The organism is Pseudophaeobacter sp. A-200-2 (assembly GCF_041008815.1).
Lineage (GTDB): Bacteria > Pseudomonadota > Alphaproteobacteria > Rhodobacterales > Rhodobacteraceae > Phycobacter > Phycobacter gallaeciensis_A.
Genome location: NZ_JAXGFU010000004.1, coordinates 262,208 through 280,147, shown reverse-complemented (window position 1 = coordinate 280,147; position 17,940 = coordinate 262,208). Strand labels below are relative to the sequence as shown.

Genomic DNA, 17,940 nt, shown 5'->3' with positions numbered 1-17,940 from the left:
ATCTTGGACATAGTGGTATGCAATGCAGCCCGGAGCAGCAAGCGCAGAGCGCGCAAATCGCGCCCGGCCCTTGGCGCGGGGCAGCAGACAAGGAGGCGCCGCCCGGCAATGACGACAATCCTGTGGTTCAAGCGCGACCTGCGCATCGAGGATCATCCGGCGCTAGCGCATGCGGTTGCCTTGGACGGGCCGGTCCTGTGCCTATACGTTGTCGAACCGGAGTTGTGGCGGCAGCCGGATGCCTCTGCCCGGCAGTATGATTTCCTGCGACAAAGCCTGCCCGGCCTGCGTGAGGCGCTGCGCCGCTGTGGTGCGGATCTGGTTCTTCGTGTTGGAGATACGGTTGAGGTGCTGGAAGGGCTGGCGGGGCAGTACGCTGTCGACCATCTGGTCAGCCATGAGGAAACCGGAAACGGTTGGACCTATTCGCGTGATAAGCGTGTCGCGGGGTGGGCGCGGGCGCGCGGCATCCGCTGGACCGAGTTGCCGCAATGCGGAGTGGTGCGCGGTCTGACAGCGCGGGAAGGCTGGCAGCGGGCGCGGAACGGTTTCATGGGGCAGGCGCCGGTCAGTGCTCCCGATCACTTCGACGGGATACGCTGCGACAGCGATCCGATGCCTGCGGCCCCAGACCTTGGTCTGATGCCTGACGGGATTGTCGATGCGCAGCCGGGCGGACGCCGGGCGGGGATGCGCTGCCTTGACAGTTTTCTGGACCATCGCGGTCAGCACTATCGCCGCGCCATGTCCTCGCCTCTGGAGGGGGCGACTGCCTGTTCCCGCCTTTCGCCGCATTTCGCCTTTGGCACGCTCTCCGTGCGCGAGGTGGTGCAGGCCACGAAAGCCGGGCAAGAGGAAGGGCGCAAGGCCGGTTGGTCCGGGTCGTTGAAATCCTTTCAGGCGCGTCTGGCCTGGCGCGATCACTTCATGCAGAAGCTGGAGGACCAGCCTGATATCGAACACCGCTGCCTGCACCCGGCGTTTGAAGGGCTCAGGCCCATGGAGCCGGATGCCGCTCGACTGGCGGCCTGGCAGAGGGGCGAAACCGGACTGCCCTTTGTTGATGCCTGCATGCGCAGCCTGACCGCCACCGGATGGCTCAATTTCCGTATGCGGGCGATGGTGATGTCGGTGGCTTCCTACCATTTGTGGCTCGATTGGCGGGCAACCGGCCGACATCTGGCGCGCATGTTCACCGATTACGAGCCGGGCATCCACTGGAGCCAGGTGCAAATGCAGTCAGGCACAACGGGTATGAACACCTTGCGGATCTACAACCCGGTGAAACAGGGGCTGGATCAGGACCCCACAGGCGCCTTTACCCGGGCATGGTTGCCGGAACTGGCCGAGGTGCCGGACCGGTTCCTGCAGGAGCCCTGGAAATGGCAGGGTGCTGGGCGGCTGCTGGGGCAGGCATATCCGGCCCCTATCGTCGATGTGCAGACGGCGGCGCGGGCGGCGCGCGATGCGGTCTGGGCTGTGCGGCAGCAGGACGGATTTCGCCCCGTCGCCCGCCGTATCGTCAAGAAACACGCCAGCCGCAAATCCCCGCGCGCCCGGGGCAGGCAGGTAAAACGGCCTGCGAAGGGCGCTGATCAGCTGAGTTTTGATTTTTAATGGCACGTATGAGGAAGAAAACAGAGCTACCGACGAAGACCTGCCCGGTTTGCGCGCGCCCCTTTGCCTGGCGGCGCAAATGGGCGCGGGACTGGGAGCAGGTCATCTATTGCTCGGCCCGCTGCCGCAGCATGGCAAAGGGCGCATCTGCAAAGAAGATTTGAAACAGCTGCGCTTAAATTGGTAAAAAAGGTTTACCACCCTTGTTGCCGATAGGAAACTTTTCCTGTATCGGGGAAACTGACCAACGTTTACCTGCGAGGAGAGAGCCGATGGCAGACATGAAAGACATTCACGGGATGCAGGTCGCATCCGAGCTGGCTGACTTTATCGAAGCCAAGGCTTTGCCGGGCACTGGCGTCAGTGCCGATGCTTTCTGGGCGGGGCTGTCCGGCCTTGTGAATGGCATGGGCGATGAAAACCGCGCCCTGCTGGCCAAACGCGAAGACATCCAGGGCCGCATCGATGCCTGGCACGTTGAACGCCGGGGCCAGCCGCATGACGCCGAAGCCTATACCGCCTTCCTGCGCGAGCTGGGCTATCTTGTGCCCGAAGGCGACGATTTCGAGATCGAAACCGAGAACGTCGACCCCGAGATCGCCCATACCCCGGGGCCGCAGTTGGTGGTGCCGATCACCAATGCGCGCTTTGCGCTCAATGCGGCGAACGCCCGCTGGGGGTCGCTTTATGATGCGCTTTACGGCACCGATGCCATGGGCGATCTGCCCGCAGGTGGCGGCTATGACGCGGCGCGCGGCGACCGGGTGATTGCCTGGGGAAGGGCGTTCCTGGATGAAACCTTCCCGCTGGCCGCTGGCTCCTGGTCCGATATCGACGCCCTGTCGGTCGCGGATGGTGCGCTGGTTCCGGCGCTGAAGGATGCGGCGCAATTCGCGGGCCACGTCGGCGAGGCTTCGGCCCCATCGCGGATTTTCCTGAAAAACAACGGGTTGCACGCGATTATCGAGATCGACGCCACCGGCAATATCGGCAAGGGCGACAGCGCAGGTATCAACGACATCACCCTGGAATCGGCGCTTTCCACCATTATGGACTGTGAAGATTCCGTCGCCTGCGTCGATGCAGCGGACAAGGTTCAGGCCTATTCCAACTGGCTGGGCCTGATGAAGCGCGATCTGGCCGAAGAGGTCAGCAAGGGAGGTAAATCCTTCACCCGCGTACTCAACGATGACATCTCCTACACCACGCCCGCGGGCGAGGCGGCTGTGCTGAAAGGCCGTTCGCTGCTGCTGATCCGCAACGTGGGCCACCTGATGACCAACCCGGCGGTTCTGGACAGCGCAGGCCGCGAAGCGGGCGAGGGCTTCCTGGACGCCATGATCACCGTGCTGATCGCCATGCATGACCTGAAGTCCGAAGGCGGCAACTCGCTGCACGGCTCGGTCTACGTGGTCAAGCCGAAGATGCACGGCCCCGAAGAGGTCGCCTTTGCGGTGAAGATCTTCGACCATGTCGAGGACGCGCTGGGCCTGCCGCGCAACACCGTCAAGATCGGCATCATGGACGAGGAACGCCGTACCTCTGTGAACCTCAAGGAATGCATCCGCGCCGCCAAATCCCGCGTCGCCTTTATCAATACAGGCTTCCTTGACCGGACCGGTGACGAGATCCACACCTCGATGGAAGCAGGCGCCATGCTGCGCAAGGGTGAGATGAAATCGACCCCTTGGATCGCGTCCTATGAGGATCGCAACGTCGATATCGGTCTGGCCTGCGGTCTGAAGGGCCGCGCGCAGATCGGCAAAGGCATGTGGGCTATGCCCGACCGCATGGGTGAAATGCTGGAGGCCAAGATTGGCCATCCGCAATCAGGCGCCACCTGCGCCTGGGTCCCGTCTCCCACTGCAGCGACCCTGCACGCCACGCATTATCACAAGGTTGATGTACTGGCGCGTCAGGACGAACTGAAAGCGGGCGGTGCCCGTGGCAGCCTCGCGGACCTGCTGACCATCCCGGTGATGGAAGGGCAGAACCTGTCGGATAATGAGATCGCCAAGGAAATCGAGAACAACGCTCAGGGCATCCTTGGCTATGTGGTGCGCTGGGTCGATCAGGGCGTCGGCTGCTCCAAGGTGCCGGACATCAACAACGTTGGCCTGATGGAAGACCGCGCGACCTGCCGGATTTCCTCGCAGGCGCTGGCCAACTGGCTGCACCACGGCATCGTGGACGAGGCGCAGGTGATGGCGGCGATACAGAAGATGGCTGCCGTGGTCGATGGGCAGAACGCCGGTGATCCGGCTTATCGTCCGATGGCGCCTGGATTTGACGGCATCGCCTTCCAGGCGGCCTGCGATCTGGTCTTCAAGGGCCGCATCCAGCCCTCTGGCTATACCGAGCCGGTGCTGCACGCCCGTCGGCTTGAGCTGAAGGCGGCTGGCTGACCCACACGGATTGATCGGACCGGGGCCTGTCCCCGGTCCTTTTCTTTGAAACTCACTCATCAGAAGGAAACCGCAGATGACGATTTCACTCAGACGCGCACGTACCATCATCCGCAAGGCGCTGGAAAAGGGCCGCGAGCTGAACCTCAAACCGCTGTCGGTGGTGGTGCTGGATGCGGGCGGGCACGTCCAAGCCTTTGAACGCGAAGACGGTGCCGCACCGGGCCGTTTTGCAATCGCTCACGGCAAGGCCTATGGCGCCGTCATGCTGGGCATGTCCGGTTCGGCGCAGATGGCCCGGGCTGAACAGCAGGCCTATTTCATGGCGGCTGTGAACGGTGTTTACGGCGGTCAGGTCGTGCCCGTTCCCGGCGGGGTTCTGTTGCGCGACAAGAAAGGCACCGTGCTGGGCGCCGTGGGCGTCACCGGCGATACCTCGGACAACGATGCTGCAGCGGCGCTGGCCGGGATCGAGGCCGTGGGGCTGGTCGGCGAGGCCTGATCTGCCGCCTTTGTGCAATGGCGAACAATGAACCGGCCTGTACCCGTTCCGGGGTGCGGGCCGTTTCGTTTTGACGCGGCGTTACCGCAGGATTGCGTTAAAAATCACCGCTTTGTCCCCTGTGCGCACCTGAACAAGCGCCTGCGCCACCCTGTCGAGTTGAATGCCCGGCGCTGCGCCGCTAGGGTCACACAAAGGCAACAACTCGCGAGTGGATCATGGCGCGGCCCAAAGTTGGCATTATCGGCAATTCCTATCTGATGAACGATCAGTACCCCACCCACGCCGGTGGTACTATGAACTCCGAAGCGGTGGCCGACGTGTCCGGCTGCATGCCGCTGCTGATCCCCTCGGATCCGCGTTTCCTGTCGGTGGAAGAACTGCTTGAGACCTTTGACGGTTTCCTGCTGACGGGTGGACGTCCGAACGTGCATCCCAACGAATACGGCGAGGAAGAGACCGAAGCCCACGGCGCCTTTGACCGCGCCCGCGATGCCATCGTCCTACCGCTGGTGCGCGCCTGCGTCGAGCGGGGCCAACCCTTCCTTGGCATCTGCCGCGGCTTTCAGGAGGTGAACGTCGCCATGGGTGGTACGCTATACCCCGAGATCCGCGATCTGCCGGGCCGGATGAACCACCGCATGCCCCCCGATGGCACCCTGGAAGAGAAATTCGCCCTGCGCCATTCGGTAAAGCTGACCAGCGGCGGCGTGTTCCACCGCCTGTTCGGCGCTGAAGAGGTAATGACCAACACGCTGCACGGGCAAGGCATCAAACAGCCGGGCACCCGCATCGTGATCGACGGCTACGCCCCCGATGGCACGCCCGAGGCGATCTATGTCGAGGATGCGCCCGGATTTACCCTCGCGGTGCAATGGCACCCGGAATGGGACGCGGCGAACGACCCCGTGTCGCGCCCTCTGTTCCAGGCCTTTGGCGAAGCGGCAAGCGACTGGGCGGATGGCGCGCGTCCTAAACCGTTGCAGAAGTCGGCCTGATCGGGAGCTCGTCTCAGTCGAACGTGGGGGAGAGGGTGAACGAAATATCCCCTCCCAATCGCGTTGGTCCGCTTTGAGCCCAAAGAAGAATTGCTTTCCGGGGTATCTCGACTCCGCCATCGATTGAACTTGTCAACTCATGGTAGATAATGACGCAATGAGAACGGCGGCGCCCCAAATCAATGCTACTGTCCCGAATACCATTGCCAACACACGATAAGCGACCATCGACACAAAGTGAAACCTTGGCGATTTGTTCGACAGATACCTGTATATAGGGTTGATTTTCAAAGACTTTTTAACACATTGAATCCAAGCAGTCTTTATTGACGTCAAGCATAATATTGACCCCACGAAAACAAAATGGATCCAAAAGCTAATGTGAAGAACTGGTCCAAGCCGCTCAGATCCTGTTGGTGAAAATTTGCGCAAAACGTACGGAGATCACGTAGTCAGTGCAACCATGCTGGTCGGTTAGGTGCAGATTGTCGACCATCAAGGCTAGCACGCGAAAAAGCCCGCCGGGTCAGCGGAGGGCTCTTCTTATTCATATTCTTGCCACGCCGGATCAAACCAACAGATCGAACTCATGCATCAGCGGCAGGCTGCGGGCGCGTTTGCCGGTGAGGTCGAACAGCGCATTGGCCAGTGCCGGGGCCGCCGGGGGCGTGCCGGGCTCGCCCGCGCCGCCCATGTGGGTCTGGTTCTGCAGAACCGCAACCTCGACCGTCGGCATCGTGTGCATGCGCATGGCGTCGTAATCGGGGAAGTTCTGCTGCTCTACCGCGCCACCATCAAAGGTGATCTCTCCAAAACAGGCCGCTGACAGACCGTAGGCAAGCCCGCTGAACATCTGCGCCTCCACGTTGCGCGGGTCGATGGCGCGGCCGATGTCAGCGGCGATCCAGGCCTTGTTGATACGGATCTGGCCGTCTTCATCGACCACCTCGATCACCTCGGCCACGGGGGTGCCGAAACTATAGGCCAGCGCCACACCGCGCCCGACGCCCTCGGGCGTTTCGCCGGTCCATCCGGACATCTCGCCCACCTTTTCCAGGACCTTGGCCGCAGGCTCCCACTCGGCGCGGGCCAGCTCCAGCCGAAACTCCAGCGGATCGCGGCCTGCGGCATGGGCCATCTCATCCAGAATGGTGTCCGAAAAGAAGCCGTTGAACGACGCCGCAACCGAGCGCCAGAACCCGACCGGGATCATTGGTTTCACCAGATAGCCTTCGACGCGGAAATTCGGGATCGCCAGCGGTTGGTTGAAGGCGGCATCGACGTGGCCCTTGTCCGGTCCACCCATCGGCAGACCAAGCATGCGGCCTGCGCCCTCCACCGTGGTGGACTGGGCAGCGATCTTGCCGTGTACCATCACCGCCTTGCCGTCCTTCACCGCCGCGCGATAGCGCGCCACGGCGCCGGGGCGGTAGAAGTCGTGGGTCATGTCTTCTTCGCGGCTCCAGGTCAGTTGCACCGGAGTGCCGCGCATCTGCATCGCAACCTGGACCACGCGGTTGGTGTAATCCACCTCGATCCGGCGCCCAAAACCACCGCCAAGATAGGTGGTGTGTACCTCCACGGCTTCTTTCGGCAGGCCAGCAAGATCAGCGGCGGATTTTTGCACCACTGTCGGACCTTGATTGGGGGCCCAGATCTGCAGGGCGTCACCGGTATAAAGCGCGGTAGCATTCATCGGCTCCATGGTAGCATGGGCCAGATAGGGCAGGCGGTATTCGGCTTCGATCACCTGTGACCCCTCTGGGAGGCTTTCGACATCGCCGTCGTCACGCAGAACCGAATTGGGGCTGTCGTCAAAAGCGCGGTCGATTTCGGCAAAGATCGCATCAGTGGTTTCAGGGTAGGGGGCGGGCTCCCATGTCACGTCGATCGCATCCACGGCCTGTTGCGCCAGCCAGGTGTTACTCGCCACCACGGCAACTGCATCGCCCAGATCCAGAACCTTTTCCACGCCCGGCATGCCTTCGGCGGCGCTGGCATCAAAGGCACTCTTGCCGGTGCCAAAATGCGGACTTTGCCGGATGGCGGCGAACTTCATGCCGTCAAGCCGCACATCGACGCCAAAGCCCGCGGTGCCGGTGACCTTGGGAACCATATCAAGGCGCGGCATGTCCTTGCCGACGTACTTCCACTGCGCCGCCGGGCGCAGCTCGGCCTCTTGCGGGTCGATCCCGGCGGCTTCCACCGCCAGATCGGTATAGGGGATTCGGCTGCCGTCCGGGACGATCACATGGCCGTCGTCGGTATCCAAAAGCGCGCGCGAGGTGCCAAGGCGCTGGGCCGCGGCCTCTTTCAAGGTTTCACGCGCGGTGGCCCCGGCCATCCGCATGCGATCGAACCCGTCTTTCATGGATGAGGAGCCGCCGGTGACCTGCAGGTCGAGGAATTTCGACATATGGCCGACGATCTGCCCCAGCGAGTGCTGGAAGTTGCTGGCGTCATAGCCGCGCCCGGGCAGGGCCTCGGCCATCATGGCGCTGTTGTAATAAGCCTTGGCGGCGGGGCCGTGGATGACCTGCACCGCTTCGGGGCGCACATCCAGTTCCTCGGCGATCAGCGCTACCCAGGAGGTGCGCACCCCCTGACCCATTTCGGCCCGGGGGGCGACCAGGGTCACGCCGGACTGATCCACCATCACAAACGGGTTGAGGGCGGCCTGACCTTCTTTCGGCGACAGGGGATTGGGCGCGGGCTGATGGTACTTGTAGGTGCCAAAGGCCACACCACCAAGGATGGCGGCAGAGCCGATCAGGAAACTGCGGCGGGCGATTTTCTTGAAGCTGGCCATGGATCACGCCTCCTGCAGCATTTTGGCGGCGGTATGGATGGCAGCGCGGATGCGGGGATAGGTGCCGCAGCGGCACAGGTTCCCCTGCATGGCGTCGTCGATATCGCTGTCGCTAGGCGCCGGGTTCTCGGCCAACAGGCTTGCGGCCTGCATGATCTGCCCGGACTGGCAATAGCCACATTGTGCCACCTGATGATCGACCCAGGCTTGCTGGATTGCAGCCATGGCCTCGGGTGTGCCGACGCCTTCGATGGTGGTGACCTCACCCCAGACATCGCCAAGCGCCACCTGGCAGGAGCGCGTCGCCACCCCGTCGATATGCACGGTGCAGGCACCGCAGGCAGCGATGCCGCAGCCGAACTTGGTGCCCGTAAGGCCGATTTCATCACGCAGGACCCAGAGCAGGGGTACATCCTGCGGCAGATCCACCTCGTGGTCGCTTCCGTTGATTCTGAGCGTGGTTGGCATGGGGCTGACCTCTGTTTGTGGATGTTGTGACAAAATGCGTCAATTGTGTCAGTGTGTCAATTGACAAAATCAGGCAATAGTGTCAGTAGCCTTGGGTATGAACCGTCTTACCGCTGATCCCATGTTGTCCGACCCAAAGGCCCAGACCATACTCGAGTCTGCCTGGCAGGCTTTTTCGGCCTATGGGTTCCGCAAAACCTCTATGGACGACATAGCGCGTGGGGCAGGGATGTCCCGTCCGGCGGTCTATCTTCACTTTCGCAACAAGGAAGCGATCTTCACGGCTCTGGTCGAAGCCTATTACCGGCAGGCGCGCGAAGACATCCGCGCGGCGCTAGAGGGAGAGAGCACTCTGGCCGACCGCGTTGCGCATGCCTTTGCCGCCCATGGCGGGGCAACGATGGAGGCGATGATGTCCTCGGCGCATGGCTTGGAGCTGTTCGAGGCGGGTGTGAGCGTCGCGCCAGAGGCCATCGAGGCGGGCGAGGCGGCGCTGGCTGGGGCCTATGCCGAATGGCTGCAGAAAAGAGATCTGCCTGAAGCCGTCGGAACGGCCGCAGAGGTGGCGCAGGTGTTCTGCGCCGCGCTCAAAGGGATCAAGCATACGGCGCCCGATTACCCAACTTATCGTATGCGTGTTTCGCAGCTTGCCGCGCTGATGGCACGGGCGCTCGAAGGCCCCAAATAACAGATGAGCGATCGCAGGGTGTGCTGCAGAAGGAGCAGGAAGATCCCGCGGCTGACGCAGACCCTGCCTCTGGCAGAGCCCGCTTACAGTCTTGGGCCCGGCGCCGCGCCTATGGCGCGGCGCCGGGCCCAACTGGGCGAGGGTTTCGCATGAAATCCGAGGCCGGGCGGGAGAGTGCCCTGACCGGCGGTGGGGGCCGGGCTTACAGCTCGGTGCGCAGGTGCCAGAGTTCGGGGAACAGCTCCACTTCCAGCATGCGTTTCAGGTAGCTGACGCCGCCGGTGCCGCCGGTACCGCGTTTGAAGCCGATCACTCGTTCCACTGTGGTCACATGGTTGAACCGCCAGCGGCGGAAGTAATCCTCGAAATCGACTAGTTTTTCGGCCAGCTCATACAGCTCCCAATGGGTCTCGGGGGTCTGATAGACCGTGGTCCAGGCCTGCATAACCGCGTCGCTGGCTTGGTAGGGCAAGGAGACATCCCGGCTCAGTACCTGGGCAGGCAGCGGCAGGCTGTTCGACAGAAGCCGCAGGGCCACATCGTAAAGCGAGGGCTGCGACAGTTCATTCTCCAAGAGGGCTGTCACATCCGCATCATGGGCGTGGGGGCGCAGCATGGCTTTGTTCCGGTTGCCCAGCATGAACTCAATCAGCCGGTACTGATAGGATTGAAAGCCCGAACTCTGCCCCAGTGAACCCCGGAAATGAGTGTAGTCCGAGGGCGTCATCGTGCGCAGCACATCCCAGGCCGAATTCAGCTGCTCAAAGATCCGCGCCACCCGGGCCAGCATCTTGAACGCCTGCCGGGAATCACCGGCCAGCAGGCAATCGCGGGCGGCGTTCAACTCGTGCACCGCAAGGCGCATCCACAATTCGCTGGTCTGATGCTGGATGATGAACAGCATCTCGTCATGGGCGTCGCTCAGCGGCTTTTGCGCTGTCAGGATCGCGTCCAGCGACAGGTAGTCGCCATAGGACATGCGCCCGTCAAAGGACATTTCGGCGCCGTCCTCGGCCGGGTCAAAGGGTGAGTTAAGAGGGCATTTGCTCATTGGATCTTTCCTGTTCCTTGGTCTTTTATACATCAGGGAAAGGAAAGCGTCCTCCGGTTTAACCGACAGCACTGAGCCAGGCGGCGCCAGAGCGCCACCCAGCCCGCAGGCCTGCACAAAGGAAGGATATGCGTCGCCCCACTCACGATCAGGTCACGGCGGCGCGCTGTTTGTAGGCTTCATTGTCCCACAAATCGTTGGTCATCACGTCTTTCACGATCGCCACGGCGGCGCGCACGTCATTGGCGTCGATGTAAAGCGGGGTAAAGCCAAAGCGCATGATGTCAGGGGCTCGGAAATCTCCGATCACGCCGCGTTCGATCAGGGCCTGCATCGCGGCATAGCCTTCGCGGAAGCGGAAGGAGACCTGGCTGCCACGCTGGTCGCCATCGCGGGGCGAAGCAAGCTCCAACTCGGGGCAGGCGGCTTCGGCCTCGGCGATGAACAGATTGCAGAGCTCGATGGATTTTGCCCGTAGATCCTGCATGTCGACCTGGTCCCAGATGTCCATGGCTGCTTCCAGCGAGGTCAGCTGGATCACCGGTGGCGTGCCGACCCGCATGCGTTCGATGCCGCGGCCTGGCCGATAATCAAGATCAAAGGCAAAAGGGGCCTCGTGTCCCAGCCAGCCAGAGAGCGCCGGACGGGCAACCTCGGCGTGGCGCGGTGCCACATAGATAAAGGCAGGGCCGCCGGGGCCGCTGTTGAGGTATTTATAGGTGCAGCCGACCGCGAAATCAGCCTTGCAGCCTGCCAGTTCCACCGGCAGGGCACCTGCGGAATGCGCCAGATCCCAGACGGTCAGGGCGCCGACTTCATGGGCCTTGGCGGTGAGGGTCTTCATGTCGTGCTTGCGTCCGGTGCGGTAATCCACCTCGGTCAGCATCAGCACGGCGACATCATCGGTGATGTTCTCGGCAACCGCCTCGGGGTCGACGACGCGCAACTCGTACTCGGCGCCAAGCGATTTAAGCAGCCCTTGCACGATGTAGAGGTCTGACGGGAAGTTGCCGTTGTCCGACAGAACCACCTTGCGGCTCGGGTTCATTTCCAGCGCCGAGGCGACGGCCTGATAGACCTTGATCGACAGGGTATCCCCCATGATCACGTGATCTTCTTCGGCGCCGATCAGCCGGGCGATGCGGTTGCCGACAGCGGTGGATTTCTGCATCCATCCGGCCTTGTTCCAGCCGGTGATCAGCATCTTGCCCCATTCCTCGGTCATCATGTTGGCGACGCGGTCCTTGGCGGCGCTGGGCAGGGGGCCCAGTGAGTTCCCATCGAGGTAGATCACCCCTTCGGGCAGGTCGAACATGGCCTTGGTGGCGGCAAAATCGGTCATCGGAACCTCGTCTGGCGGGCTGAAAAGAAGGGCCTGAACTGTTTCAAGCTTGAAGGTTTCGGATTTTGTATCCGATATTCAAAAACCTGTCCAGTGCGTGTGGTATTTCTGACGGACACGCAGAAACGCCGCCGGAAATCCGGCGGCGCTATGCGGTGCGTGGCTGATGCCGCGATCAGGTCTGGCCGCCGGAGATTTCGATGGTCTGCCCATTGATGGATTGTGATCCGGGACCGCAGAGCCACATGGCCGCCGCCGAGACTTCTTCCGGCTCGATCAGACGCTGGTGGCGGTTGGCGTGGGTCATGATCTTCAGCGCCTCATCTTCGCTGACACCGGCGCGGGCCGAGATCGAGGTGATGTTTCGCTCCACGATGGGGGTATCTACGTAGCCAGGGCAGATCGCGTTGAAGGTGAAGGGCGTGCCGAGGTAATCCTCGCTCAGCGCGCGGGTGAGGCCGATCATGCCGTGTTTGCTGGCGGAATAGCAGGCACCGCCCTTGAGCCCGCGCAGACCCGCGATCGAAGAAACGGTGATGACCCGGCCCCAATCGGTTTCGCGCATGGATTTCAGACACTCGCGGATGGTCAGGAAGGCACCGTCTAGGTTGGTCGCCATCATGTTGCGCCAGAAATCGAGCGTGGTCTTGTGCAGTGCCTTGCCTTCGGCAACGCCGGCATTGGCGACACAGATCTGGATCGGTCCCCGCGCATCGACGGCGGCCTGGATCTTGGTCACGATGTCATCCTCATCGCGCACATCCATCGCCATGGGGTGCAGCCCCTTGGTGGCGACCTCCTCCAGCACCTCCTGTCGCCGTCCGGTGATGGTGACCTCGGCGCCCTGCGCGGCCAGTGCGCGGGCGATGGCGAGGCCGATGCCGGTGCCGCCGCCCGTGACCAGCGCATGTTTTCCTGCCAGCGATGTCGTGTCTTGTGATGTCATGTTGTTCGGTCCTCCCGTGTTTGCGTCCAGCCTAACGGCATGCCGGGGCAGGGCAAGAAAGCCGTCCCGTCACAATTCCATGTCGGCACTCTTGGGCAAAGGTTTTCCACCGGGACCATTTACAATCATATTCATAAGTGTGAATTATTGCGCAGCTGTTTTGGGAGGACACCATGAAACCGATTTTTTCCGCTGCATTGATTGCGACATTTAGCGCAGGCGCCGCATGGGCCAGCGAGGACATTGCCGATCAGTACCCACAATCCGAGCTGTACTCTAAGCCGGTCGAGGTGATCCCGCATGTGTTTTCCGCCATCGGAGCCACCGCGCCGCCGACCTACGAGAACTCAGGACACAACAACAATTTGTCATTTATCGTGACCGACGAGGGCGTCGTGGTCATCAACGGCGGCGCTTCGGTGCGTCTGGCGGCGGCGCTGCACGATGAAATCAAGGCGGTGACCGATCAGCCGGTGGTTCTGGTGATCAATGAAAACGGCCAGGGCCATGCGATGCTTGGCAATTCCTACTGGGTCGATCAAGGCGTCGATATTCTGGCGCATGTGGATGCGATCGAAGCCTTCACCGAAGAAGCCGATTTCATCCTGCAGGGCATGGAGCGCTACAACCGCGACAAGGCCGAAGGCACCCGGATCGTGACGCCAAACCTAAGTTTTGAAGACAATTACGACCTGTCTCTTGGCGGAGTAGAGATCAAGGTCATGCACATGGGGCCCGCGCATGACCCGGGCGATACGCAGGTCTGGCTGCCACAATGGAACATGCTGATCGCCGGTGACATGGCCTTTCACGAACGCATGCTGCCGATCTTTGAGGGGACCTGTACCTCCTGCTGGCTGGAGACCTGGGAGACCAAGATGGAGCCGCTGAACCCAACCTATGTGATCCCGGGGCACGGCCATCCGACCAACCTCGCGCAGGTGCGCCGCTACACCTACGACTACCTCACGGATCTGCGAGCGAAGATCGGCGCCCATATCGACGAGGGTGGTGATCTGGCTGGCGCTTACTATGTGGACCAGGAACGCTGGAAGGGGCTCGATACCTTCGAGGAACTCGCTACCAAGAACGCCGGGCGGGTCTTCGAGGAAATGGAGTGGGAATGACCCCGCGCCCGGTCAGCATGCAAAAGTATACGTAGGAAAGCCCGTAGAATTGTGCAGGATCATGCCGCATCCCGGAACAGATTCGCCGTTTCCGGGCCATTTTGGACATTTTGTCCTTTTCTTTGCGCACAACGGCGCCGCGGGCTGGACCTGTCGGCCGGATAAGAGGACTTTGCGCTCGATGAACTTGTACTCTGCCCCGGATATCGCGATGGTGTGCGCCTGATGCGCTGGATTGATATGCCTCCCGTCTGGTTGTTTGCCTGCCTTATCCTGGCGTGGCTGCAGGCCAGCTATCTGCCCTATGGGCTGACCTTTGGCGGGGCGTGGGCGGATTTCCTTGGTGGAATATTGGTCGGGGGGGGCATCCTTCTGATGCTGCTTGCGGTGGTCGAGATGCGGCGCCAGCACACCACCATCATTCCCCGCCAGACACCAAGCCGCTTGGTGCAATCGGGGATCTTCAGCCGCAGCCGCAATCCCATTTATCTGGGCGACATCCTGGTTCTGGCCGGGCTTATCCTTCGGTTTGACGCGGTGCTGTCCTTGCCGCTGGTGCCGATATTCGTCTGGATTCTGGAACGGCGCTTCATCGAACCCGAAGAAAACAGAATGCGGCGGACATTCCGTCAGGACTGGGCGCGCTACGAAGGAAAGGTACGCCGCTGGGTCTAAAGTTCATGCGGCGTCGCGGCAAAATGATGCGGCGACGCGGCGAAACGCTTGCGCAAAAATGTTGCGCAGGATAATCAAAATATTTGCGATCCGTACCCGGTGCTTTGCTGGCACGGGCAAGACGAGGGGGACCGACAAGGTGAGAATAGGTACACCAAAGGAAGTAATGAAAGGCGAGGCGCGCGTCGCGATGACGCCGGACTCTGCCAAGCAGCTGCAAAAGCTGGGCTATGACTGCGCCATCGAAACCGGTGCCGGTCAGCTGGCCGGTTTCAGCGATGCCGCCTATGAAGAGGCTGGCGTTGAAATCGTGAAAACCGCAGCCGCGCTGTGGAAGACATCGGATATCGTCGCCAAGGTGCGCATTCCGACCGACACCGAGTTGAAGCGGATGACAGCGGGCAAGACGCTGATCTCCTTCTTCAACCCCGGTGGCAACGAGGAAGGCCTGGAACTGGCCCGTTCCAAAGGCGCCAATGTCATCGCCATGGAAATGGTGCCGCGCATCAGCCGCGCGCAGAAAATGGACGCGCTGTCCTCGATGGCGAACATCGCCGGCTATCGCGCTGTGATCGAGGCAGGCAACAACTTTGGCCGCTTCTTCACCGGTCAGATCACCGCTGCGGGCAAGGTGCCCCCGGCGAAGGTTCTGGTCGTGGGCGCAGGTGTGGCCGGTCTGGCAGCCATCGGCGCCTCCACCAGCCTGGGCGCTGTGACCTATGCGTTCGATGTGCGCCCCGAAGTGGCGGAGCAGGTCGAATCGATGGGCGCTGAGTTCGTCTACCTCGATTTCGAAGAGGAACAGCAGGACGGTGCGGCGACCGGCGGCTATGCGGCCGTCTCCAGCCCCGAGTTCCGCGAAGCACAGCTCGCGAAGTTCCGCGAACTGGCCCCCGAAGTGGACATCGTGATCACCACCGCGCTGATCCCCAACCGCGAAGCGCCCAAGCTGTGGCTTGAGGACATGGTTGCGGCGATGAAGCCGGGTTCGGTCATCGTCGACCTTGCAGCCGAAAAGGGCGGTAACGTCGAAGGCACCGTGATGGATGAGAAAGTTGTCACCGACAACGGCGTCACCATCATCGGCTACACCGACTTCCCGAGCCGTATGGCCGCGCAGTCCTCGACGCTTTATGCCACCAACATCCGTCACATGATGACCGACCTGACCCCTGAAAAGGACGGTCAGATCGTGCATGACATGGAAGACGACGTGATCCGTGGCGCAACAGTGACTTTCGACAAGGAAATCACCTTCCCGCCGCCGCCGCCAAAGGTTCAGGCCATCGCGGCGCAGAAGAAACCCGAAGCGCCGAAAGAACTGACCGCGGAAGAAAAGCGCGCGCAGGAAATCGCCGCCTTCAAGCAGCAGACCAAGCAACAGGTCACCCTACTGGTGATCGGCGCGGCGCTGCTCTTGGGCGTGGGGCTCGTGGCTCCGGCCAGCTTCATGCAGCACTTTATCGTCTTCGTTCTGGCGGTCTTTGTCGGCTTCCAGGTGATCTGGGGCGTGGCGCACAGCCTGCACACACCTCTGATGGCGGTGACCAACGCGATCTCCTCGATCATCATCCTGGGCGCGCTGATGCAGATCGGCTCCGGCTCCTTCCTGGTGATCCTGCTGGCAGCGCTCTCGGTCTTCATGGCCGGTATCAATATTTTCGGCGGCTTCCTTGTGACACGGCGCATGCTCGCCATGTTCCAGAAGTCTTAAGAGCGAGGGAAAACAGATGGAATACGGATTTACCACGGCGGCCTATGTGGTCGCGGCTGTTCTCTTCATCCTCTCGCTGGGTGGTCTGTCGGGACAGGAAAGCGCAAAACGTGCGGTCTGGTACGGGATCGCGGGCATGGCGCTGGCGGTTTTCGCTACGCTGATCGGCCCCGGTTCCGGCCTGTGGCTGCTGTCGCTGGTGCTGATCGCTGGCGGTGGCATCATTGGCTACTTCCTGGCCAAACGGGTGCAGATGACCCAGATGCCGGAACTGGTTGCAGCGATGCACTCGCTGGTCGGTCTCGCAGCGGTCTTCGTTGGCTTTATCGCCCATGTCGAACTGGGCCGCGTTATGGCCATGGACGACAGCGCCAAAGCCTCGCTTGATGGCTTTGCCAAGCTGCTGGCCAAGAAGGACGGCGTCGAGATTGCTATCCTGCGTGTCGAGCTGTTCCTCGGTATCTTCATCGGTGCTGTGACCTTTACCGGCTCTGTCATTGCCTATGGCAAACTGGCGGGCAAGGTTGGCTCGGCAGCGACGAAACTGCCCGGCGGTCACATGCTGAATGCAGGCGCGGCGGCGATCTCATTGCTGGCTCTGATCTGGTACTTCAACACCGGCGCGCTGTTGCCGCTGTTCCTGATGACCCTGATGGCGCTGTTCATCGGCTACCACCTGATCATGGGCATCGGCGGCGCCGACATGCCGGTGGTTGTTTCGATGCTGAACAGCTACTCGGGCTGGGCCGCGGCGGCGATCGGTTTCTCCCTTGGCAACGACCTTCTGATCGTTGTGGGTGCGCTGGTTGGCTCCTCGGGTGCGATCCTCTCTTACATCATGTGTAAGGCGATGAACCGCTCGTTCATCTCGGTGATCCTGGGCGGCTTTGGCGGCACTTCGGGTCCGGCGATGGAAGTTGAAGGCGAACAGGTTGCGATCGACGCCGACGGTGTTGCACAGGCTCTTGAAGAGGCCGACAACATCATCATCATCCCGGGCTACGGCATGGCCGTTGCACAGGCACAGCAGTCGGTTTCCGAGCTGACCAAGCGTCTGCGCGCCAAGGGCAAGAACGTGCGCTTTGCGATTCACCCGGTTGCGGGTCGTCTGCCGGGCCACATGAACGTTCTCTTGGCCGAAGCGAAGGTGCCTTATGACATCGTTCTGGAAATGGACGAGATCAACGAGGACTTCCCGGAAACTGATGTGGCCATCGTTATTGGTTCCAATGACATCGTGAACCCTGCTGCGCAGGAAGACCCCAACAGCCCCATCGCCGGAATGCCGGTTCTGGAATGCTGGAAGGCGAAACAGGTCTTCGTGTCTAAGCGCGGTCAGGGCACCGGCTACTCGGGCATCGAGAACCCGCTGTTCTACAAGGAGAACACCCGGATGTTCTACGGCGATGCGAAAAAATCGCTGGACGATCTGCTGACCAAGATCAGCTGATCAACTCCACAGGCCTGCGGGCTGTATCACTCGGAAAAGGCGCCTCTTGTGGGGCGCCTTTTCTGCATTCTGCGGCTAGCCTGTGCTGCATGCGGCCGCGTTGTATACTGTTGTATCCTGCTAAGGTATTGAATTACATGCATTCTTT

The 17,940-nt window shown here is 61.5% G+C and carries 15 protein-coding genes; 10 read left to right on the top strand and 5 right to left on the bottom strand.

Annotation, left to right across the window (positions count from 1 at the left end):
• Positions 1 to 108: 108 nt before the first annotated feature.
• The 5 genes from SM766_RS08570 (at position 109) to SM766_RS08550 (ending at position 5,522) form a co-directional block, all read left to right on the top strand.
• Entirely contained in the window at positions 109 to 1,617 is a 1,509-nt protein-coding gene (locus tag SM766_RS08570; protein WP_368947517.1) for an FAD-binding domain-containing protein, read from the top strand.
• Positions 1,617 to 1,781: a DUF2256 domain-containing protein gene (locus tag SM766_RS08565; RefSeq protein WP_368947516.1), complete on the top strand. Its 165-nt coding sequence runs from the start codon at positions 1,617 to 1,619 to the stop codon at positions 1,779 to 1,781. Before SM766_RS08570 ends, SM766_RS08565 begins: the two co-directional genes overlap by 1 nt.
• A gap of 117 nt (positions 1,782 to 1,898) precedes the next feature.
• Positions 1,899 to 4,022 (top strand): malate synthase G, encoded by a 2,124-nt coding sequence (locus tag SM766_RS08560; RefSeq protein WP_490363349.1) that lies wholly within the window; start codon positions 1,899 to 1,901, stop codon positions 4,020 to 4,022.
• Between the two features lie 76 nt (positions 4,023 to 4,098).
• Entirely contained in the window at positions 4,099 to 4,524 is a 426-nt protein-coding gene (locus SM766_RS08555; protein ID WP_368947514.1) for a GlcG/HbpS family heme-binding protein, read from the top strand.
• A 218-nt stretch (positions 4,525 to 4,742) separates the two neighbouring features.
• Positions 4,743 to 5,522 carry a gamma-glutamyl-gamma-aminobutyrate hydrolase family protein gene (locus SM766_RS08550; RefSeq protein ID WP_274836713.1) on the top strand — a complete coding sequence of 260 codons (780 nt, stop codon included), beginning with the start codon at positions 4,743 to 4,745 and terminating at the stop codon, positions 5,520 to 5,522.
• A gap of 568 nt (positions 5,523 to 6,090) precedes the next feature.
• Here SM766_RS08550 and SM766_RS08545 read toward each other — a convergent pair.
• Together SM766_RS08545 and SM766_RS08540 are read right to left on the bottom strand one after the other, a co-directional pair.
• Complete coding sequence (locus SM766_RS08545; protein WP_368947513.1) at positions 6,091 to 8,331, bottom strand: xanthine dehydrogenase family protein molybdopterin-binding subunit; 2,241 nt, start codon at positions 8,329 to 8,331, stop codon at positions 6,091 to 6,093.
• A gap of 3 nt (positions 8,332 to 8,334) precedes the next feature.
• On the bottom strand, positions 8,335 to 8,799 hold the full coding sequence (locus SM766_RS08540) for a (2Fe-2S)-binding protein (protein WP_274868109.1): 465 nt from the start codon (positions 8,797 to 8,799) through the stop codon (positions 8,335 to 8,337).
• Positions 8,800 to 8,896: 97 nt separating this feature from the next.
• Here SM766_RS08540 and SM766_RS08535 point away from each other — a divergent pair, with 97 nt between their 5' ends.
• Positions 8,897 to 9,487 carry a TetR/AcrR family transcriptional regulator gene (locus SM766_RS08535; RefSeq protein WP_368947512.1) on the top strand — a complete coding sequence of 197 codons (591 nt, stop codon included), beginning with the start codon at positions 8,897 to 8,899 and terminating at the stop codon, positions 9,485 to 9,487.
• Between the two features lie 202 nt (positions 9,488 to 9,689).
• Here SM766_RS08535 and kynA read toward each other — a convergent pair whose 3' ends face one another.
• The 3 genes from kynA to SM766_RS08520 all read right to left on the bottom strand — a co-directional run bounded on the left by kynA (position 9,690) and on the right by SM766_RS08520 (position 12,826).
• The gene (kynA, locus tag SM766_RS08530) at positions 9,690 to 10,538 is read right to left on the bottom strand and encodes a tryptophan 2,3-dioxygenase (RefSeq protein WP_368947511.1); all 849 of its coding nucleotides are present in this window, start codon (positions 10,536 to 10,538) and stop codon (positions 9,690 to 9,692) included.
• Positions 10,539 to 10,686: 148 nt separating this feature from the next.
• Positions 10,687 to 11,880 (bottom strand): kynureninase, encoded by a 1,194-nt coding sequence (kynU, locus tag SM766_RS08525; RefSeq protein WP_368947510.1) that lies wholly within the window; start codon positions 11,878 to 11,880, stop codon positions 10,687 to 10,689.
• A 175-nt stretch (positions 11,881 to 12,055) separates the two neighbouring features.
• Complete coding sequence (locus SM766_RS08520) at positions 12,056 to 12,826, bottom strand: SDR family NAD(P)-dependent oxidoreductase (RefSeq protein ID WP_065273085.1); 771 nt, start codon at positions 12,824 to 12,826, stop codon at positions 12,056 to 12,058.
• Between the two features lie 173 nt (positions 12,827 to 12,999).
• On the opposite strand from SM766_RS08520, the gene SM766_RS08515 reads away from it, so the two are divergent.
• The 4 genes from SM766_RS08515 to SM766_RS08500 all read left to right on the top strand — a co-directional run bounded on the left by SM766_RS08515 (position 13,000) and on the right by SM766_RS08500 (position 17,792).
• Positions 13,000 to 13,953, top strand: coding sequence for an MBL fold metallo-hydrolase (locus SM766_RS08515; protein ID WP_368947509.1), 954 nt, complete (start codon positions 13,000 to 13,002; stop codon positions 13,951 to 13,953).
• A gap of 225 nt (positions 13,954 to 14,178) precedes the next feature.
• Positions 14,179 to 14,628, top strand: a complete 450-nt coding sequence (locus SM766_RS08510) for a methyltransferase family protein (RefSeq protein WP_368947508.1) — start codon at positions 14,179 to 14,181, stop codon at positions 14,626 to 14,628.
• Between the two features lie 139 nt (positions 14,629 to 14,767).
• Positions 14,768 to 16,342, top strand: coding sequence for a Re/Si-specific NAD(P)(+) transhydrogenase subunit alpha (locus SM766_RS08505; RefSeq protein ID WP_065273088.1), 1,575 nt, complete (start codon positions 14,768 to 14,770; stop codon positions 16,340 to 16,342).
• 16 nt (positions 16,343 to 16,358) lie between these two features.
• Complete coding sequence (locus tag SM766_RS08500; protein ID WP_274868103.1) at positions 16,359 to 17,792, top strand: NAD(P)(+) transhydrogenase (Re/Si-specific) subunit beta; 1,434 nt, start codon at positions 16,359 to 16,361, stop codon at positions 17,790 to 17,792.
• The last annotated feature ends 148 nt before the right edge of the window (positions 17,793 to 17,940 follow it).

Bases quoted from the DNA above. Each gene is read 5' to 3' on its own strand.
- SM766_RS08570 (WP_368947517.1), top strand. From the start codon at position 109: ATGACGACAATCCTGTGGTTCAAGCGCGACCTGCGCATCGAGGATCAT.
- SM766_RS08565 (WP_368947516.1), top strand. From the start codon at position 1,617: ATGGCACGTATGAGGAAGAAAACAGAGCTACCGACGAAGACCTGCCCG.
- SM766_RS08560 (WP_490363349.1), top strand. From the start codon at position 1,899: ATGAAAGACATTCACGGGATGCAGGTCGCATCCGAGCTGGCTGACTTT.
- SM766_RS08555 (WP_368947514.1), top strand. From the start codon at position 4,099: ATGACGATTTCACTCAGACGCGCACGTACCATCATCCGCAAGGCGCTG.
- SM766_RS08550 (WP_274836713.1), top strand. From the start codon at position 4,743: ATGGCGCGGCCCAAAGTTGGCATTATCGGCAATTCCTATCTGATGAAC.
- SM766_RS08545 (WP_368947513.1), bottom strand. From the start codon at position 8,331: ATGGCCAGCTTCAAGAAAATCGCCCGCCGCAGTTTCCTGATCGGCTCT.
- SM766_RS08540 (WP_274868109.1), bottom strand. From the start codon at position 8,799: ATGCCAACCACGCTCAGAATCAACGGAAGCGACCACGAGGTGGATCTG.
- SM766_RS08535 (WP_368947512.1), top strand. From the start codon at position 8,897: ATGAACCGTCTTACCGCTGATCCCATGTTGTCCGACCCAAAGGCCCAG.
- kynA (WP_368947511.1), bottom strand. From the start codon at position 10,538: ATGAGCAAATGCCCTCTTAACTCACCCTTTGACCCGGCCGAGGACGGC.
- kynU (WP_368947510.1), bottom strand. From the start codon at position 11,880: ATGACCGATTTTGCCGCCACCAAGGCCATGTTCGACCTGCCCGAAGGG.
- SM766_RS08520 (WP_065273085.1), bottom strand. From the start codon at position 12,826: ATGACATCACAAGACACGACATCGCTGGCAGGAAAACATGCGCTGGTC.
- SM766_RS08515 (WP_368947509.1), top strand. From the start codon at position 13,000: ATGAAACCGATTTTTTCCGCTGCATTGATTGCGACATTTAGCGCAGGC.
- SM766_RS08510 (WP_368947508.1), top strand. From the start codon at position 14,179: ATGCGCTGGATTGATATGCCTCCCGTCTGGTTGTTTGCCTGCCTTATC.
- SM766_RS08500 (WP_274868103.1), top strand. From the start codon at position 16,359: ATGGAATACGGATTTACCACGGCGGCCTATGTGGTCGCGGCTGTTCTC.